Origin of the sequence: Coleofasciculus sp. E1-EBD-02 (assembly GCF_040218245.1) — a bacterium.
GTDB lineage: Bacteria > Cyanobacteriota > Cyanobacteriia > Cyanobacteriales > Coleofasciculaceae > Coleofasciculus.
The window spans coordinates 1-15342 of the sequence record NZ_JAVJQN010000241.1 but is presented as its reverse complement, the minus strand read 5'-3'; the positions used below and the strand labels follow the sequence as shown (position 1 = coordinate 15342).

Genomic DNA, 15342 nt, shown 5'->3' with positions numbered 1-15342 from the left:
ATCGGTGCAACCTGCAAGACCGTCACACAAAGTCGAGTAGCTGCTTGTTGGGGGGTAAACTAGACATTGCCTGATTATATCATAGAAAATGTCTAGTTATGTCACTAATTGTCTAGATATTTACCGACTGTTAGTTAACCCACAACCTGAGCATAAACTTCCTGCACGCGCTCAAGTTCAAGCTGATGCAGATAATCAACCGTCCAGTCGGCTTGACGCTGAAGCATGTGAAAGGGATAGGTATTAGCAACGCCGACGACTTGCATCCCGGCGCGTTTGGCGGCTTCAATACCCGCCGGGGTGTCTTCTATGGCAAGACAATCCGATGATTTGGCATTGAGTTCTGGAAACTGCTGATTGAGGTGTTCCACCGCTAACAGATAGCCATCCGGTTCCGGTTTACTCACTTTGATGTCATCACCTGCCACAATAACCGGAAAATATTGCAATAGGTTAGCCCGATCCAAGACTAACTCAACTTCCTTTCGCAACGCCCCACTCACCACCCCCATGGGTAATTGAGCCACGCGGACTTTGTAAATTAAATCTTCGACTCCCGGATATATCGGTAATTTAGATAGAGTTTCCAGTTGACGGCGGTAGGCGTCGGCTTTTCGGGAGATTAAACGGGTTAAGTCATCATCACTCATCACCCGACCTCGTTTCTCCAATAATACTTTTAAGCAAGCGCGATCGCTACGCCCCAAACAATCCTCCCAGTAATCCGACGCCGAGGGACGCAGATTTTCGCCCAGCAGAATGTCTTCGATGAGTTGCTGATGAATCGACTCATCGTTGATAATTACACCGTTGAAATCAAACAGAACTGCCTTTAAACTCATACCACATTCGTTACTATGCTGGAGCTGGAATACCTTCAGAACCGAAGTCGTCAATTGTACGGCGTTGAGTCCGTTGGTACACTTGTTCGTCTACCGGGAGAGGTTTCATTCCCTGGGTAACTTGATTGAGCCACCACACGTCTTGAGTCTGCACCGCTTCAAACCCAGCCGAACCCATCCAGGCGTCTACGCTATCGGTGGCGTAAGCTTTGATATAGGGTTCTTCAAACACCTCCGTTAACCAGTTTACTTGACGCAAGGTTCGCTGATTGCCATCTAAGATCAGAACTTGTCCGCCTCCCTTGAGGAGTCGGAAACTTTCACGCAAAATCGACTTCGCCACGGCTGGGGGGGTTTCGTGGAATAATAAGGAAGCGGTTACCAGGTCAAAAGACGCATCTGGTAAACCCGTCTCTTCAGCTTTGCCATGACGCCATTGAATGTCTACCCCGGCGGCTTTCGCTTTGCGCTCTGCCATGACTAACATATAAGGGGATAAATCCAAACCGATTACCTTAGCTTCAGGAAACGCCTGTTTTAACAGTAGAGTTGTTGAACCCGTACCGCAGCCTAAATCCAGAATCCGTCGCGGTGTTCCCTGGATGCGATCGATTAACTCCTGGCGTACCCAGGTTTCGTTGGGAGGTAAAGCGTATTGGGTAATCGGATCATAGCTGGTTGCCGCACCACCATTCAAGTAACCCCCTTCAATACCATGGAAGTTCTGACTCTTGTAGTAATCAGGGTAAACTAAGTCAGGCGTTGAGACGCGATCGCTCTCTCGTTCCCAGTCAATGCTCTCATAAAGCTGGCGCAATTGCTCCCCGTCGATGAATACGCCAACAATGGGTTGTAAGAATTGCTCCCAAAGCGTGTCTTTGCGATTCACCATAAGTTTAAGCTCTAATCCTACTTGCTTAATTTATTGTAATAATTTTGGTACTTCTGAGCAGAACATCCGGATTCGGGTATGTCTTAGACCAGCCATTCATTACTGAGTCTTGACAAAAACTACATTTTATGAATGTAAACATCCCCACTTGAGAAAGAGCGAGTATGACTAATGATGCCTAACTAATAATGGCAGATCAGCAGTTTTTCTCCGGGAAAAGAATGATTTGCCGCCACCATACTTGTGACTGCAATCACTTTATTAAGTTGATCGATTTCATCAAATTTATATTATGCGGCTCACCCCTAGGGCGGATTAAAATCAAAACTCCGGATGATTTAACTCTCTATAAAGAGTGGAAAAATTCGGTACAGTTATAAGTGGGAATCAAGAAAGCATTTCTCTCTCAACCTTTAGGTTCTCCATCTTTGTAATTCCTCGAAATCAGGACGCCAGCCGATCATGATTACCTTTTCCCTCGAACCCAATTCCGTGTCTGCATCTAAGCCCTGGAAGCTGCAAATTTGGCTCTCGCCTAAATCTCAGGCGATTTATTACCTGCATGATCCCCAACAAGCACAGTCAATCCTCGAATTTATTCTTTCCAAAAACAATCCTCAAACTTCTCAGATTAAAGAACAAGGTGAATTATCCTTTGCTGGCTTAATTCCTCGTTCATTAGCCTCTCACCAGCCTTTAAAAGCTAGCGCTTGTGTTTGTTAAAGACTTTTGCGAAATACCAGTGACCCGTCAACCGTCAACTATCAATCGTCAATCCTAACTAAAATCATCCTTCTTTTCGATAAAGTCCTAACTGAACAGCTTGCATCTGCCGAAAATTTGATGGTAAAGCTTCATGGCTACCAACAACCAATACTCCTCCAGGAATCAATCGCTTGACTATTTGCGATAACACCTTTTGTTGTAAGTCTGCATCGAAATACGTTAATACTAGATTCCGACACAGTATTAAATGAAATGACTCCGAAGGCATAGTGACACGAATATCCTGTTGTTTAAACTCAATTTCCTCACGAAACTCAGGACGAATACAATAAAATTCATCAGATTTAGTCAAAGCCTGTGCCAACCAGTCAGACGGAAGTTCTTTTAAACTTCCCCCTTGATAACAACCCGTTCTCGCCCTCTTCAAGAGATAGTCATTGGCGTCAGTTGCAACAATTCGCAGTGACAGGTTATAAGTTTGAGCAAATTTAGCTAAATGCCAGAGAATGGAAAGGGTATACGCTTCTTCTCCCGATGCACAGCCAGCACTCCAGCAGGTAAATTCTGTATCACCTCGTTCTTGGGCAAGCTGGATGAGTTGGGGAAATAGTTCTTGATGTAAATGCTGGAAAATTTGTTTATCGCGATAAAATCGGGAAATCGTAATTCGACAATAGCCATCCAATACTGTCCATTCTTCCGGATGAGTATTTAGGTAAGATTGATAGGCGTCACTATCAGATAGTCCAAGTTCAAGAATACGCCGTTGGATACGTTTACAGGCTTGCTTTCGCACCTTACGAAACCCCGCCCAACGTAGATTTAATTGAGGTAAAGCCCACTGCAAGAAGTGAACGCATTTAGTATCTTTCATCGCTGTTATCTAGAATGTCACCTTTGTAGGTTGGGTTGAACGGAGTAAAACCCAACAGAGTAACCGTAGGGGAAGGGGAGCAATGTAGAGACGTGCCATGGCACGTCTTGGAACAGGGGGAACGATAATATTAGTATCTACGACTAACTCCAGCATTAAACGCAGCGGCTAATTATGTGAACTCTGAGGCTAAAATACTAGATAATATCCTCAGTAGAGTTGTGGCACCTTAGAGGCATTGACGACGAGACTGGCTCACGAAAAGCCAGATTGATACCTATAACCCTATCTCATTGAAGAAGAACTATGTCTGTTAAATGGCGATTGAATGTGCTGATGGCTGAGCGATACCTGAAAAATAAGGACTTGACGGAAGCAACGGGAATGCATCCTGTCACTATCTCTAAGTTAAAGAATTCTCAGGAGATGCCAGAACGATTAGAACGGGCAACCCTAGAAAAGCTCTGTGCTGCTCTTAACTGTCAACCCGGAGACTTAATGTTGTGGGAACCCGACTCGGAAACAGTAGAAACGTCTGACTCGACTCATCAGCCGAGTAAGAACAAACATCAAGGGGTGTCACCGTCAGAGCTACGTCGGGGACTAAGCACAGAAAAACATCCTCAAACCTCTATAGACTTGCTAGATTCATTGCCTGGTCAAAGACTATTTAAAACAGCGGAAGAAGCTGACCAATATCTCCAGGAGGAACGTGGTTCGTGGGACAACTGATACTGCATAATATCTAGGAAAATGACGAACTGAGTCTCCCTGGAGTCCAGTCATTAACTCACGTTGCAGGAGAAAGACATGAGAATTCACCGCCTTGAACTGATAAACTTCCGAAACTTTGAACATACTATATTGGATTTTTCAGAACGCTTTACTGTACTGGTAGGAGATAATGGTACAGGTAAAACTGCTATTCTTGATGCCATAGCAATAAGTATAAGTTGCCTATTTTGTAAGTTTGATAACTTTAAAGATCTCGAACGTAAGTTCAGCGATGACGATGTACGTCAAGTGAGATATAAAAAAGGACAAACACCAACTATTGAACCCCAATATCCTGTTGTATTTGATTGTACGGCTGTGGTTGATGGAGCGGAAATTGCTTGGGAACGGAAGTCACAGCTCGTTGATAGGGTCGATAGCGGTGAGAATAATGAGCAGTTAGAACAAACCGTATCTCCTAATATAGTCAATATCTCAGAACAGATTCAGGAAAAAGTCCGTAGAGGAGAGGACATATTATTACTCCTGATTGCTTATTATGGAACAGGTCGCCTTTGGCTACAAAACAAGGAAGAATCTGTTGAAACTATTAAACCTGGATCGCGGATGCTGGGATATGTCAATTGTTTAGATCCAACCTCAAACCCAAATGTGCTGATGAGGTGGTTGAAAACGATGGAAATTGCAGCGCTTCAGCGGGGAGAATCGATTCTGGTACTTGATGCTGTTAAAACGGCAATTGCTAATTGTTTAGAAGACTGTCAGAGTGTTAGGTATGACATTCTTGAGGATGAATTGATCACAACATTCAATGATGGACGTATACTACCATTTCGGATGTTGAGTGATGGGTTTCGGAATATATTTGGGATGGTTGCCGATATCGCCTATCGCGCCGCAGTATTAAATCCTCAACTAGGACGTGACGCTGCTCAACAAACTTCTGGTATTGTATTAATAGACGAAATCGATCTGCATCTGCATCCCAAGTGGCAGCGCCGGGTTGTTGATGACTTAAAGAAAACGTTTCCTAAGATTCAATTTGTAGCAACAACACATTCACCTTTTATCATCCAATCTCTACGTGAAGGAGAACTAATTAATCTAGATAAACCAGCAGGAATTGAAGAATATGAAAATAAAAGCATTGAAGATATCACAGAATATGTGATGGGGGTAGAAATTCCCCAAAGAAGTGAGCGTTATCAGAAGATGATGGAAGCCGCCCAAGAGTATTATCGGGTACTGCAAGACGCTAAAGATGCTCCTCCAGAACGCATCGAAGAACTAAAAACTAAATTAGATGAGTTGACAATGCCCTATAGTGATGATCCTGCTTATCACGCTTTTCTGAAAATGGAACGAGAAGCGGCTGGACTAGGTAGGGATAAGCAATGAGACCGATTGACCGAGGTTCCTGTCCTACTGATGCGACAGGCATCCCTAAACTATTTCATAAGTATCAAGATGCACGGGGCGATTTAATTACGAGAATAGGAGAATATTGTTCATTTTGTGAAACACCGCTTGGCGTTTCTTTGGCTGTAGAACATATCGGACTTGCCAGTCCTGTTTCAATGACCAGTTTCAGCCAATTCTTCGCCCAGGTGGGGCGCTGTGAATCCATCCGTGTTAACTATCTCCTTGCCAAGCCACGTTTATCGGGGCGGGTTTAGTCACATCTGGGTCAACAAAAAAGGATAGCAGTAAAACCCGCCCCTACAGTCTCTGACTTAAAACTATCTTGTACTGGTATTGACGTAGACGCGATCGCGATTAAAATCAAGAGTATTTCGGTGGTTGCGTTTCTGCCGCGTAAAGTGGCAGATTATAACGCACATAAGCCAAATTAAGTTGCTGATGCTGAACTTGATCAGGCTGGCATCGAGTAAGCTGTTGGTGTAAACTCTTACAATCAATTTGGGAACGTGTAATTATGTCACTAGCTGAGGTAATTCCTGCTGCACGACGACTCACCCCAACGGAAAAGCTTAAACTGATCCGAATTTTGGCTGAGGATTTGGAGACGGCTGAGGATATTTCACCGTTGGAACCCTTTAAAATTTATGACTTGCCAACCCCATACAATTGCTTTGGGGCAGGCGCAGTTTTAATGGAAGCCTTCAAACGCTCAGATGCAAGTCAGCAGTGATATATGCGGTTTAAATATTCAACCACTAGCCCAACTCAAAATGAGTTTGACAGCCTGCCCAGACTTCCGCTACTGCTACATCGAGAAGACCAAACAGTTGAAGCAATTGGGCTAGTGGATAGCGGTGCTACAGTTAATGTCTTGCCTTTTGAACTCGGTCTTCAATTAGGGGAAATTTGGGATGATCGCAAAGCTATTATTCAGTTAGCGGGTAATCTCAGCAATCAGCCAGCGATGCCGTTTTCTGCGATCGCCCAAATCGCAGACTGTCCGCCAACCGAATTGCTGTTTGCATGGGTGCAGCGTCCAAACACACCATTGATTTTGGGTCAGACCAACTTTTTTCTGGAATTCGATGTTTGCTTCTACCGTTCTAAATTGGAATTTGAAGTCAAGCCGAAATCTCCTTAGCCAGACGCCCATTAATCGATACAATTATCCCTGTGCCATTTGTACAAGGGTTCCATGTCTACTCTATCCTCTGCCCCCTTTTCCCCCGAAGAAATCGCCGCTGAAGGACTCAAACCGGACGAATACGCGGAAATTGTTAAACGCCTAGGGCGTCATCCCAATAAAGCTGAACTGGGGATGTTCGGCGTTATGTGGTCAGAACATTGTTGCTATAAGAACTCCCGCCCTCTCCTCAAGCAATTCCCCACCACCGGGAAACGTATCCTTGTGGGTCCGGGGGAAAATGCTGGCGTGGTCAACTTGGGCGACGGACTCCAACTCGCGTTTAAAATTGAATCCCATAACCATCCCTCGGCTGTGGAACCCTATCAAGGTGCCGCCACAGGTGTTGGCGGCATTCTGCGGGATATCTTTACCATGGGGGCGCGTCCCATTGCGGTTTTGAATTCCCTGCGCTTCGGTTCCCTGGATAATCCCCGCACCCGGCGCTTATTTTCTGGGGTTGTGGCGGGTATTTCGGGGTATGGTAACTCCGTTGGTGTCCCCACGGTTGGCGGTGAAGTGTACTTTGACCCCGCTTATACCGGAAACCCCCTAGTAAATGTGATGGCGCTGGGATTGATGGAAACCCCAGAAATTGTTAAATCTGGGGCGTCAGGAATTGGCAATCCGGTGCTGTATGTGGGTTCCACTACCGGGCGCGATGGTATGGGCGGTGCCAGTTTTGCGAGTGCAGAACTCACCGATAAATCTATGGATGACCGCCCAGCGGTGCAAGTGGGAGACCCCTTCTTGGAAAAATGCTTAATTGAAGCCTGTCTAGAAGCCTTTAAAACTGGGGCGGTTGTCGCGGCACAGGATATGGGGGCGGCGGGGATTACTTGTTCCACCTCGGAAATGGCAGCTAAAGGGGGTGTGGGGATTGAATTAGATTTAGATTTAATCCCTGTCCGCGAAACGGGGATGGTTCCCTATGAATATTTACTCTCGGAATCCCAGGAACGGATGCTGTTTGTGGCGCACAAGGGACGAGAACAGGAGTTAATTGATATTTTCCACCGTTGGGAACTGCAGGCGGTTGTCGCGGGTACGGTGATTGAAGAACCAATTGTGCGGATTTTGTTCCAAGGGGGAGTGGCGGCGGAAATCCCAGCCACGGCGTTATCGGATAATACGCCAATTTATGATCGGGATGTGTTGACTGAAGCGCCAGAGTATGCAAAAAAAGCGTGGCAATGGACAGTTGAGTCATTACCGAGTTGTACTCGTACCGGAATCGAACTGTCAGGTGAGGCTAAATCCTGGACGGATATTCTCCTGCAACTCCTGGATACACCAACCATTGCTTCAAAACGCTGGGTTTATCGCCAGTATGACCATCAGGTGCAAAATAATACTGTGATGCTTCCCGGTGGTGCAGATGCAGCAATCATCCGCTTACGTCCCCTGGAATCAGGCAGAAATGCCCAATCGGGTGTCGCAGCTACGGTGGATTGTAATTCTCGCTATGTCTATCTTGACCCTTATGAAGGTGCAAAAGCAGTCGTAGCCGAAGCCGCCCGCAATTTAAGCTGTGTGGGTGCAGAACCTGTCGCCGTCACCGATAATCTGAATTTTGGGTCACCGGAAAAGCCGATAGGATACTGGCAACTGGCATCGGCTTGTCAGGGTATCGCGGAGGCTTGTGCAGAGTTGGCGACGCCTGTGACGGGGGGAAATGTCTCCCTGTATAACGAAACGTTGGATAGTCAGGGAAATCCCCAACCGATTTATCCTACCCCGGTGATTGGGATGGTGGGGGCGATTCCGGATTTAAGTCAGATTTGTTCTCAAGGATGGCAGAGTGAAGGCGATTTAATTTACTTATTGGGATTATCGCTAACTGTAACCACACCTCATCTCACCTTAGGCGGTTCGGAATATTTAGCCGCGATTCATGGGGTGGTAGCGGGAAAACCCCCCATCGTGGATTTTGAGTTAGAACGTCGGGTACAAGCGGCTTGTCGTGAGGGAATTCGACGCAGTTTCCTGAATTCAGCCCATGATTGTGCCGAGGGCGGATTAGCCGTGGCGCTGGCGGAATGTTGTATTTCTGGCGGATTGGGGGCTGAGATTGAATTGGGATTGACGGAGGCGTCTGTGGAACGGCGTTGGGATGAGATTTTATTTGCTGAAAGCGCCAGTCGGATTCTGGTGTCAGTGAAGCCGGAAGCCCAGGAGGATTGGGAGGCTTACTTGATGGAGTCTTTAGGGGAATCTGCCCAGGGTTGGCAACGGTTGGGGAGGGTTAAATCTCTATCGGAAGGATTAAAAATTTTAATCAACGATCATCCTCCCTTAATCAACGCTACGATCGCAGATATGAGCGATCGCTTCTTTAACGCCCTAGAACGTCGCTTGTAGCCGTGTTGAGGCAGTCACGGCTAATGAAGGACTAATGACGCATGATCCATGACTTACAAATTAATGGTATCGTTAAGGAATCGTTAAGTTTAATTAACGATTCCCGATTGATTTGCGTTAATACAAGTCGAACTGACTGCCACTATCAGGAGTAAGCTAATACCCATGATTCTCCAGCCACCCCACTCCTCTACCCCCAATCCTGCTGAATCTGATCAGATTATCAGCCAACGCCCCGACAAACCTGAAGAAGCTTGCGGGGTTTTTGGTATCTATGCACCAGACGAAGATGTCGCCAAGCTAACTTATTTTGGTTTGTTTGCCCTGCAACATCGGGGTCAAGAATCAGCGGGGATTGCCACCTTTGAGGGAGAACAGGTGCGTCTCTATAAGAATATGGGACTTGTCTCCCAAGTCTTTAACGAAGATATTTTGAACCAAATGCCCGGAACAATCGCAGTGGGTCATACCCGTTACTCGACAACGGGGTCAAGTCGGGTTGTCAATGCCCAGCCTGCTGTTGTGAATACCCGCTTAGGGTCTTTGGCTTTAGCACATAATGGAAATTTAGTCAATGCTTCAGAGTTGCGAACCCATTTAGAGAACCGCAACTATAATGAATTTTTGACCACGACAGATTCTGAGATGATTGCGATCGCGATCGGTGCGGAAGTGGATCAAGGGAAGGATTGGTTAGAGGCGGCGATTAGTGCGTTTAACCTCTGTGAAGGTGCCTATAGTTTAGTAATTGGTACACCGGAAGGGGTGATGGGAGTGCGTGACCCCCATGGCGTTCGTCCCTTGGTGATTGGCACCTTAGGCACAAATCCGATGCGTTATGTCCTCGCCTCAGAAACCTGTGGGTTAGATATTATTGGCGCAGAATACCTACGGGATGTCGAACCCGGAGAATTGGTTTGGATTACCGAAGCCGGGATGGCGTCATTCCACTGGAGTCAAAAACCCCAACGCAAGCTGTGTATTTTTGAAATGATTTATTTTGCTCGCCCGGATAGCGTGATGCAGGATGAAAGCATCTACAGCTATCGGCTACGGTTGGGGCGTCAATTGGCAAAAGAAGCGGCGACTGACGCCGATATTGTAATTGCGGTACCGGATTCCGGTGTTCCCGCCGCGATCGGCTTTTCCCAAGAGTCGGGAATTCCCTACGCGGAAGGGTTGATTAAAAATCGCTATGTGGGGCGCACGTTTATCCAACCGACGCAGAGTATGCGAGAGTCGGGGATTCGGATGAAACTGAATCCGCTGAAAGATGTTCTCATGGGTAAGCGAGTGATTATTGTGGACGATTCGATTGTTCGGGGAACCACGAGTCGGAAGATTGTCAAAGCGTTACGGGATGCAGGGGCGACTGAGGTTCACATGCGGGTGTCTGCACCACCTGTGACTCATCCCTGTTTCTATGGAATTGATACCGATTCTCAAGACCAGCTTATTGCTGCAACCAAGTCGGTTGAGGAAATTGCTGAACAAATTGGCGTGGATTCTCTGGCGTATGTGAGTTGGGACGGTATGATGCTGGCGACTCAAGATAATGCGAATACGTTCTGTTCGGCGTGTTTTACTGGAGATTATCCGATTCCAGTTCCCGAACGACTAAAACGGTCTAAGTTGATGCTGGAAGAAGCGAAGGTTTAAGCAACTCACGAAGAACATTCCTTGGCTTTTGCTATAAATCGGGCGCACGTCGGTGCGCCCCTACTGTTTTTGGGCGCTTCAAGCTACCATAGGGCTTATTCAGCAGACCCTACCATAAAAGTCTGTTCCCTATTGCCTATTGCCCATTGCCTACTGCCTTACTTTTAGAAATTTTTTTGTAGTAAATACTACCGTTTTTTCAGTCCTTTGAAGGTCAAGGGTGGGAATTGACTTTCAATAACGAATATGCTAAAAACAGCAAATATTGATTGCAACTTTACAAGTTTACCGCTAGACAATCAACTTACCAAAGCATACAGCGTTTACAAATCATTTGTAAACACAAAAGGTTTGAAAGCCTCCTTGTTGAATTGTGTTTAGGGGTTCTTGCATCTCATTTGAAAACGCTATCTATAGCCAAGTACCAGGGTCACTCATTGATGAGTGGACTACTCGATAAAAAAACGTGTTAAGGAGTCAAATATAGATGTCAAACTCATCATCTGTTAAGCCTCAAACATTAACAACCAACGATTGGAGACTTAGACCGGGTTACTTGTGTGAAGGGGGATCTGATTTTGAATCAGTTCACATTTTATTGGGTCGTTTTTTAGCAGATCGCCATTCTGAAGATCCCTTGCCTGACGTATCCATGACGACGGAAAACGAAGGTTTTGAATGGGGTAAAGGATTGCCGTTGGAAAAGGTGATTAATTCTCAGGAGGATTTAGACTTCCTGATGAAGCACCCGAACTTATTTCGCAATGCGATCGCGGTGATCGAACCCTGGGAACACGTCGGGTGCAATCACATTGGTGAAGAGGTGCGGGCGTCGCTGAATGTGGCGTATTTAGCACAAAAACTTGCCGATTGTGATTCACTACTGTTCCCGTTTTGGTCGTCGGGTGTACTTGATCCAGAGTTAGTTGTGCCGATCATAACGTCAGGATTAGCGGTGGTGGTAGAAGGTGGTGATCCGTCAGTACGCGATGCTAGCACCTTTAACGATGCCAAATGTTCCCTAGAGGATCTGCATACATTCACCGATAAACTACTGCTTTCGCGATCGCCGACAAGTGCGCCCGCTTTATTTATTTGCTTGGGACATCAATTGGCGGCACAATCTCACATTCGGTTAATTAAACGAGCAGTCAATGAGGTATTCAGCTTAGACCATCTGGCACGCGATCGCAAGGGTAAAGCGCTAAAGTCTTTGAAAAAAGTCTGCCAGCATATTCAACAGGTGGGGAGTAATCTACAGGTTAAAAAGAAAAATGGACACCTGATTGCCAAAAACTGGGATGATCCCGAATTTGCCGTTGGTCCCAATGAAAAGAAAGAAGTGGGCTATCGTCAATTGTTGCATTATGAATCTCCGGATAGCGACACGTCTAACATTCCCGAAGATGTAATTATCGCCCATGAGGTGACGGCTGATGAATTTGAAGGGGTGATCGATACGTCGATTGAATATGAACATGAATTAAATATTTCCATGTTCCACTCCGATGAAGTGAATGAGGAAGCGATTCTCTTTGCAAACTGGGCATATCGACTACTTCATGATGCGATTATCTCCCATCGGTATATTTTAGCCGGGAGTCCTTTGTCCTGGTTAATGCAGCTTCCCTTTGCGGTGGAAATTCTTTGCTCAACGGCTGACGAGACAGAAGTGGTGACAGAATGTTCAGCAACCTGTATTAACTACAAGGATTTTGAGAGCAAATTGATCCGCCGTTCATTTACCTGTCAATTCCATCCGGAACTTCTTCAGGATCTACGGGATATTAGTCACGGTCGTCCTCCCACTTATGATGAGTTAAAGCATGATGATGGCGCTCGTTTATTTGCCCGACTTTTGTATTCTGGGATGCAGGAATAAGGGCATGTGAATAACATCATCACCATGGCGCGACGGATGGAAGAGGTGAGATTTTGGCTTTAAACCATTGAATGGTATACCTTTAAGCTTAATGCAGCAAGCCCCAATTAGCTATTCCCTATTCCCTGTGACACACCGAGCGTGTTACCGAGCGTGTTACTGAGCGAAGCCGAAGTAAGTCGAGGTAAGTCGAGGTGTTCCCTGTTCCCTACTTAAATAAATTGCCAAAGTTTAATCGTTTTATCTTGAGCCGCACTCGCCAAGGTTGAACTATCTGGACTAATTGCCACAGACATAACACCAGCGGAATGATCCGATAAGGTCTGGATCACTTTTCCACGACCCGGATGCCAAAGTCTAACCGTTCCATCAGCACCACCACTGATTAATAGGCGACCTTTGGCGCTGATGGCAACAGAATGAACCGCATCTGTATGTTCAGTCAGCGTCAATAAAATATCACCTGTCTTTAAGTTCCAGACTTGAATCGTCGCATCCGCACTACCACTGATTAAAAGTTGACCACTAGGACTAAAGGCAAGTGAATTGACGGCATCGGTATGACCATGTAGGGTTAGTTGAATTTCACCTGTGGCTAAATTCCACAATTTGACCGTGCGATCTGCACTACCACTTGCCAGAATCTGTCCATCTGGACTAATGGCAATCGTATGAATCATGCTGGAATGACCATCAAGAGTTTTCTGTATATCTTGTAGGTTTAAATTCCAAATGTTAATTGTTTTATCAGCACTGCCACTGGCGAGAAGCTGTCCATCTGGACTAAACGCAACTGACTTAATCCAACCTGAATGTTGCTTCAGGGTATGCTTTAATCTTTGGGTCGTTAATTCCCAAAGTTTAATCGTGTGATCCCAACTCCCACTGACTAAAAACTGTCCATCTGGACTAAAAGCAATGGTATCAATTAAACTAGAATGCCCAGAAAATGTACAACTGGGTATACCACTCTCCAGATGCCAGAGTTTGACGCTACGATCCGCACCCCCACTCGCCAGAATCTGTCCGTCTGGATGAAAGGCGATCGCATGAATCGAACTCGAATGACCCCGCAACGTCCGTATACATTGCCACGTCGGTGTTAGCGTGTTTGGTTTAACCGATGGATTTGGGGAAGCAACTGACAATGATTGGGCTAACGTCTGGGTGAGATGCAAATCCTGGAGAATCTGGGCGGCTGACTGATAGCGTAGTTTTACCGCCCCCTCCAGCATTTTATTCAAGGTTTGCGTGAGGCGATCGCTAATCGGTTCAACTAGGTAGTCTTGCCACACCCACATTCCTTCTAAACTGTTAAATAAGTCAAAGGGATGAATGCTAGTCAATAAATGAATACAAGTTACCCCTAAACTATACAAATCACTACTCGCCACCGCTTTGCCCATCAGTTGTTCCGGGGCGGCATAAGCCGCAGAACCAATAACCGTTCCGGTTCGGGCTAATGCTGTTTTCGTGGTCAATTTTGCGGCACTAAAATCAACGAGAACAAGTTGATCGGCTTCTGTCTCGATTCCTGTACTGGCAGAACAAATAATATTGGCTGGATTAATATCGCGGTGAATAACCTGATGAGCATGAATATACTGTAATACAGGCAACAGTTGTGCCAAGATATGGCGAATCTGGGTTTCATTAAATGCCCCTTCTTTCGCTAATTGTTGAGCTAAACTCTCTCCCTCCACTAAACGTTGCACGATCGCACCCGTCGTTCCCCTTTGCGGATTGGGTTCAAAATAAGCCAGCAGTCGGGGAATTTGGGGATGTTCGCCTAGAGTTTGTAATCGGGTGGCTTCTTGACGAAAGGATGCTGCCGCTTTCTCGATATTGGTTGTACCTTGATTGGTAGGTGAAAACTGCTTGATAATACAAGTGGATAATCCCGACTCAGATTCGTCAATTGCTCGAAAGGTACGACCAATACCCCCCTGACTAATCAACTCCATCGCCCGATAGCGATCGCCTAAAAGTAATTTTGACCCACAAGTGGAGCAAAATCTAGCATGATCAGGGTTGTCGGGTTTGGGACAAGTTAGGTTAAGGCAGTAACTCATTCGCGAATTTTTAGAGTCAGGAATTTATCCTATTGTGGCTTGCATTCAGCCTCCCCAGCTTCCTCAGCTTCCCCAGCTTCCTCAGCTTCCCCAGCTCCCCCGGCTTCCCCAGCTCCCTCAGCTTCCCCAGCTCCCCCGGCTTCTCCAGCTCCCCCAGCTCCCCAATCCCTTGCATCATGCTTCCTGTATCCGGCTAATGGACGGCTGGCGTATCATCAAATCCTCAGTCGTTGACACAAAACCATGTCTGCTGTACCAGGCGCGTAAATTTTCTATGCCAAAAGGACTACCCTTGTCCAGTTCTAGAGTAATCGGTTTATCATTCAACATTTGGCAAAGCATCTTCAGGATTTTAGACCCATACCCTTTGCCACGATTACCAGGCATGACATTTAAGAAATGGATAAAGTACGAGGTTTCATCCTCACAGACAGAAACCACTCCAACTAAGTCATCTGCCTGACTAAACTCATACCTCATTTCCCCTTGATATCCAAAAGTTCTGGGAAAGACTCGTACCGATAGATTCACGGTTGACTCATCCTCTCGTCCATTCAACATATTCGCGGGAATCCTCGCCCTCAACTCTCGTAGGGCGAGGAGGTATAGCGGGATGCCGGAAGAATGGAGGCATCCAATTTTTTACGCTACACATAAGCCGTTATTTCTCTTAATTAACTCGACTTTGCTAGGA

General features: G+C 46.1%; 15 protein-coding genes. 9 read left to right on the top strand and 6 right to left on the bottom strand.

Annotation, left to right across the window (positions count from 1 at the left end; genetic code table 11):
• Nucleotides 1-134 precede the first annotated feature (134 nt).
• Together RIC07_RS35565 and RIC07_RS35560 are read right to left on the bottom strand one after the other, a co-directional pair.
• On the bottom strand, nt 135-842 hold the full coding sequence (locus tag RIC07_RS35565) for an HAD family hydrolase (protein WP_446398623.1): 708 nt from the start codon (nt 840-842) through the stop codon (nt 135-137).
• 13 nt (nt 843-855) lie between these two features.
• Complete coding sequence (locus RIC07_RS35560) at nt 856-1734, bottom strand: class I SAM-dependent methyltransferase (protein WP_446398622.1); 879 nt, start codon at nt 1732-1734, stop codon at nt 856-858.
• 462 nt (nt 1735-2196) lie between these two features.
• Here RIC07_RS35560 and RIC07_RS35555 point away from each other — a divergent pair, with 462 nt between their 5' ends.
• Complete coding sequence (locus RIC07_RS35555) at nt 2197-2457, top strand: hypothetical protein (RefSeq protein WP_446398621.1); 261 nt, start codon at nt 2197-2199, stop codon at nt 2455-2457.
• Between the two features lie 64 nt (nt 2458-2521).
• Here the strand turns inward: RIC07_RS35555 and RIC07_RS35550 are convergent, their stop codons facing one another.
• Entirely contained in the window at nt 2522-3334 is an 813-nt protein-coding gene (locus RIC07_RS35550) for a CheR family methyltransferase (protein ID WP_446398620.1), read from the bottom strand.
• Nucleotides 3335-3640: 306 nt separating this feature from the next.
• Here RIC07_RS35550 and RIC07_RS35545 point away from each other — a divergent pair, with 306 nt between their 5' ends.
• The 8 genes from RIC07_RS35545 (at nt 3641) to RIC07_RS35510 (ending at nt 12576) form a co-directional block, all read left to right on the top strand.
• Nucleotides 3641-4066 (top strand): helix-turn-helix domain-containing protein, encoded by a 426-nt coding sequence (locus RIC07_RS35545; protein ID WP_446398619.1) that lies wholly within the window; start codon nt 3641-3643, stop codon nt 4064-4066.
• 78 nt (nt 4067-4144) lie between these two features.
• A complete protein-coding gene (locus RIC07_RS35540; protein ID WP_446398618.1) occupies nt 4145-5467 on the top strand; it encodes an AAA family ATPase in 1323 nt (440 codons plus the stop codon).
• Nucleotides 5464-5745: a hypothetical protein gene (locus RIC07_RS35535; protein WP_446398617.1), complete on the top strand. Its 282-nt coding sequence runs from the start codon at nt 5464-5466 to the stop codon at nt 5743-5745. Before RIC07_RS35540 ends, RIC07_RS35535 begins: the two co-directional genes overlap by 4 nt.
• Before the next feature lie 260 nt (nt 5746-6005).
• Nucleotides 6006-6221 (top strand): hypothetical protein, encoded by a 216-nt coding sequence (locus RIC07_RS35530; RefSeq protein WP_446383800.1) that lies wholly within the window; start codon nt 6006-6008, stop codon nt 6219-6221.
• A gap of 3 nt (nt 6222-6224) precedes the next feature.
• Entirely contained in the window at nt 6225-6632 is a 408-nt protein-coding gene (locus RIC07_RS35525; protein ID WP_446383802.1) for a hypothetical protein, read from the top strand.
• A gap of 54 nt (nt 6633-6686) precedes the next feature.
• A complete protein-coding gene (gene purL, locus RIC07_RS35520) occupies nt 6687-9035 on the top strand; it encodes a phosphoribosylformylglycinamidine synthase subunit PurL (protein WP_446398616.1) in 2349 nt (782 codons plus the stop codon).
• 165 nt (nt 9036-9200) lie between these two features.
• On the top strand, nt 9201-10694 hold the full coding sequence (gene purF / locus RIC07_RS35515) for an amidophosphoribosyltransferase (RefSeq protein WP_446398615.1): 1494 nt from the start codon (nt 9201-9203) through the stop codon (nt 10692-10694).
• 487 nt (nt 10695-11181) lie between these two features.
• Nucleotides 11182-12576, top strand: coding sequence for a hypothetical protein (locus RIC07_RS35510; RefSeq protein WP_446398614.1), 1395 nt, complete (start codon nt 11182-11184; stop codon nt 12574-12576).
• A gap of 212 nt (nt 12577-12788) precedes the next feature.
• Here the strand turns inward: RIC07_RS35510 and RIC07_RS35505 are convergent, their stop codons facing one another.
• Genes RIC07_RS35505 through RIC07_RS35495 form a run of 3 tightly spaced genes read right to left on the bottom strand, consistent with a single transcriptional unit; the run spans nt 12789 to nt 15209 of the window.
• On the bottom strand, nt 12789-14648 hold the full coding sequence (locus RIC07_RS35505; protein ID WP_446398613.1) for a protein kinase domain-containing protein: 1860 nt from the start codon (nt 14646-14648) through the stop codon (nt 12789-12791).
• 16 nt (nt 14649-14664) lie between these two features.
• Nucleotides 14665-14826, bottom strand: coding sequence for a hypothetical protein (locus tag RIC07_RS35500; protein ID WP_446398612.1), 162 nt, complete (start codon nt 14824-14826; stop codon nt 14665-14667).
• The gene (locus RIC07_RS35495) at nt 14823-15209 is read right to left on the bottom strand and encodes a GNAT family N-acetyltransferase (RefSeq protein ID WP_446398611.1); all 387 of its coding nucleotides are present in this window, start codon (nt 15207-15209) and stop codon (nt 14823-14825) included. The genes RIC07_RS35500 and RIC07_RS35495 overlap by 4 nt, the downstream gene beginning before the upstream one ends.
• Nucleotides 15210-15342: the final 133 nt, after the last annotated feature.

Bases quoted from the DNA above. Each gene is read 5' to 3' on its own strand.
- RIC07_RS35560 (WP_446398622.1), bottom strand. From the start codon at position 1,734: ATGGTGAATCGCAAAGACACGCTTTGGGAGCAATTCTTACAACCCATT.
- RIC07_RS35565 (WP_446398623.1), bottom strand. From the start codon at position 842: ATGAGTTTAAAGGCAGTTCTGTTTGATTTCAACGGTGTAATTATCAAC.
- purF (WP_446398615.1), top strand. From the start codon at position 9,201: ATGATTCTCCAGCCACCCCACTCCTCTACCCCCAATCCTGCTGAATCT.
- RIC07_RS35545 (WP_446398619.1), top strand. From the start codon at position 3,641: ATGTCTGTTAAATGGCGATTGAATGTGCTGATGGCTGAGCGATACCTG.
- RIC07_RS35530 (WP_446383800.1), top strand. From the start codon at position 6,006: ATGTCACTAGCTGAGGTAATTCCTGCTGCACGACGACTCACCCCAACG.
- RIC07_RS35500 (WP_446398612.1), bottom strand. From the start codon at position 14,826: ATGATGCAAGGGATTGGGGAGCTGGGGGAGCTGGAGAAGCCGGGGGAG.
- RIC07_RS35525 (WP_446383802.1), top strand. From the start codon at position 6,225: ATGCGGTTTAAATATTCAACCACTAGCCCAACTCAAAATGAGTTTGAC.
- RIC07_RS35535 (WP_446398617.1), top strand. From the start codon at position 5,464: ATGAGACCGATTGACCGAGGTTCCTGTCCTACTGATGCGACAGGCATC.
- RIC07_RS35495 (WP_446398611.1), bottom strand. From the start codon at position 15,209: ATGTTGAATGGACGAGAGGATGAGTCAACCGTGAATCTATCGGTACGA.
- RIC07_RS35505 (WP_446398613.1), bottom strand. From the start codon at position 14,648: ATGAGTTACTGCCTTAACCTAACTTGTCCCAAACCCGACAACCCTGAT.
- purL (WP_446398616.1), top strand. From the start codon at position 6,687: ATGTCTACTCTATCCTCTGCCCCCTTTTCCCCCGAAGAAATCGCCGCT.
- RIC07_RS35550 (WP_446398620.1), bottom strand. From the start codon at position 3,334: ATGAAAGATACTAAATGCGTTCACTTCTTGCAGTGGGCTTTACCTCAA.
- RIC07_RS35540 (WP_446398618.1), top strand. From the start codon at position 4,145: ATGAGAATTCACCGCCTTGAACTGATAAACTTCCGAAACTTTGAACAT.
- RIC07_RS35510 (WP_446398614.1), top strand. From the start codon at position 11,182: ATGTCAAACTCATCATCTGTTAAGCCTCAAACATTAACAACCAACGAT.
- RIC07_RS35555 (WP_446398621.1), top strand. From the start codon at position 2,197: ATGATTACCTTTTCCCTCGAACCCAATTCCGTGTCTGCATCTAAGCCC.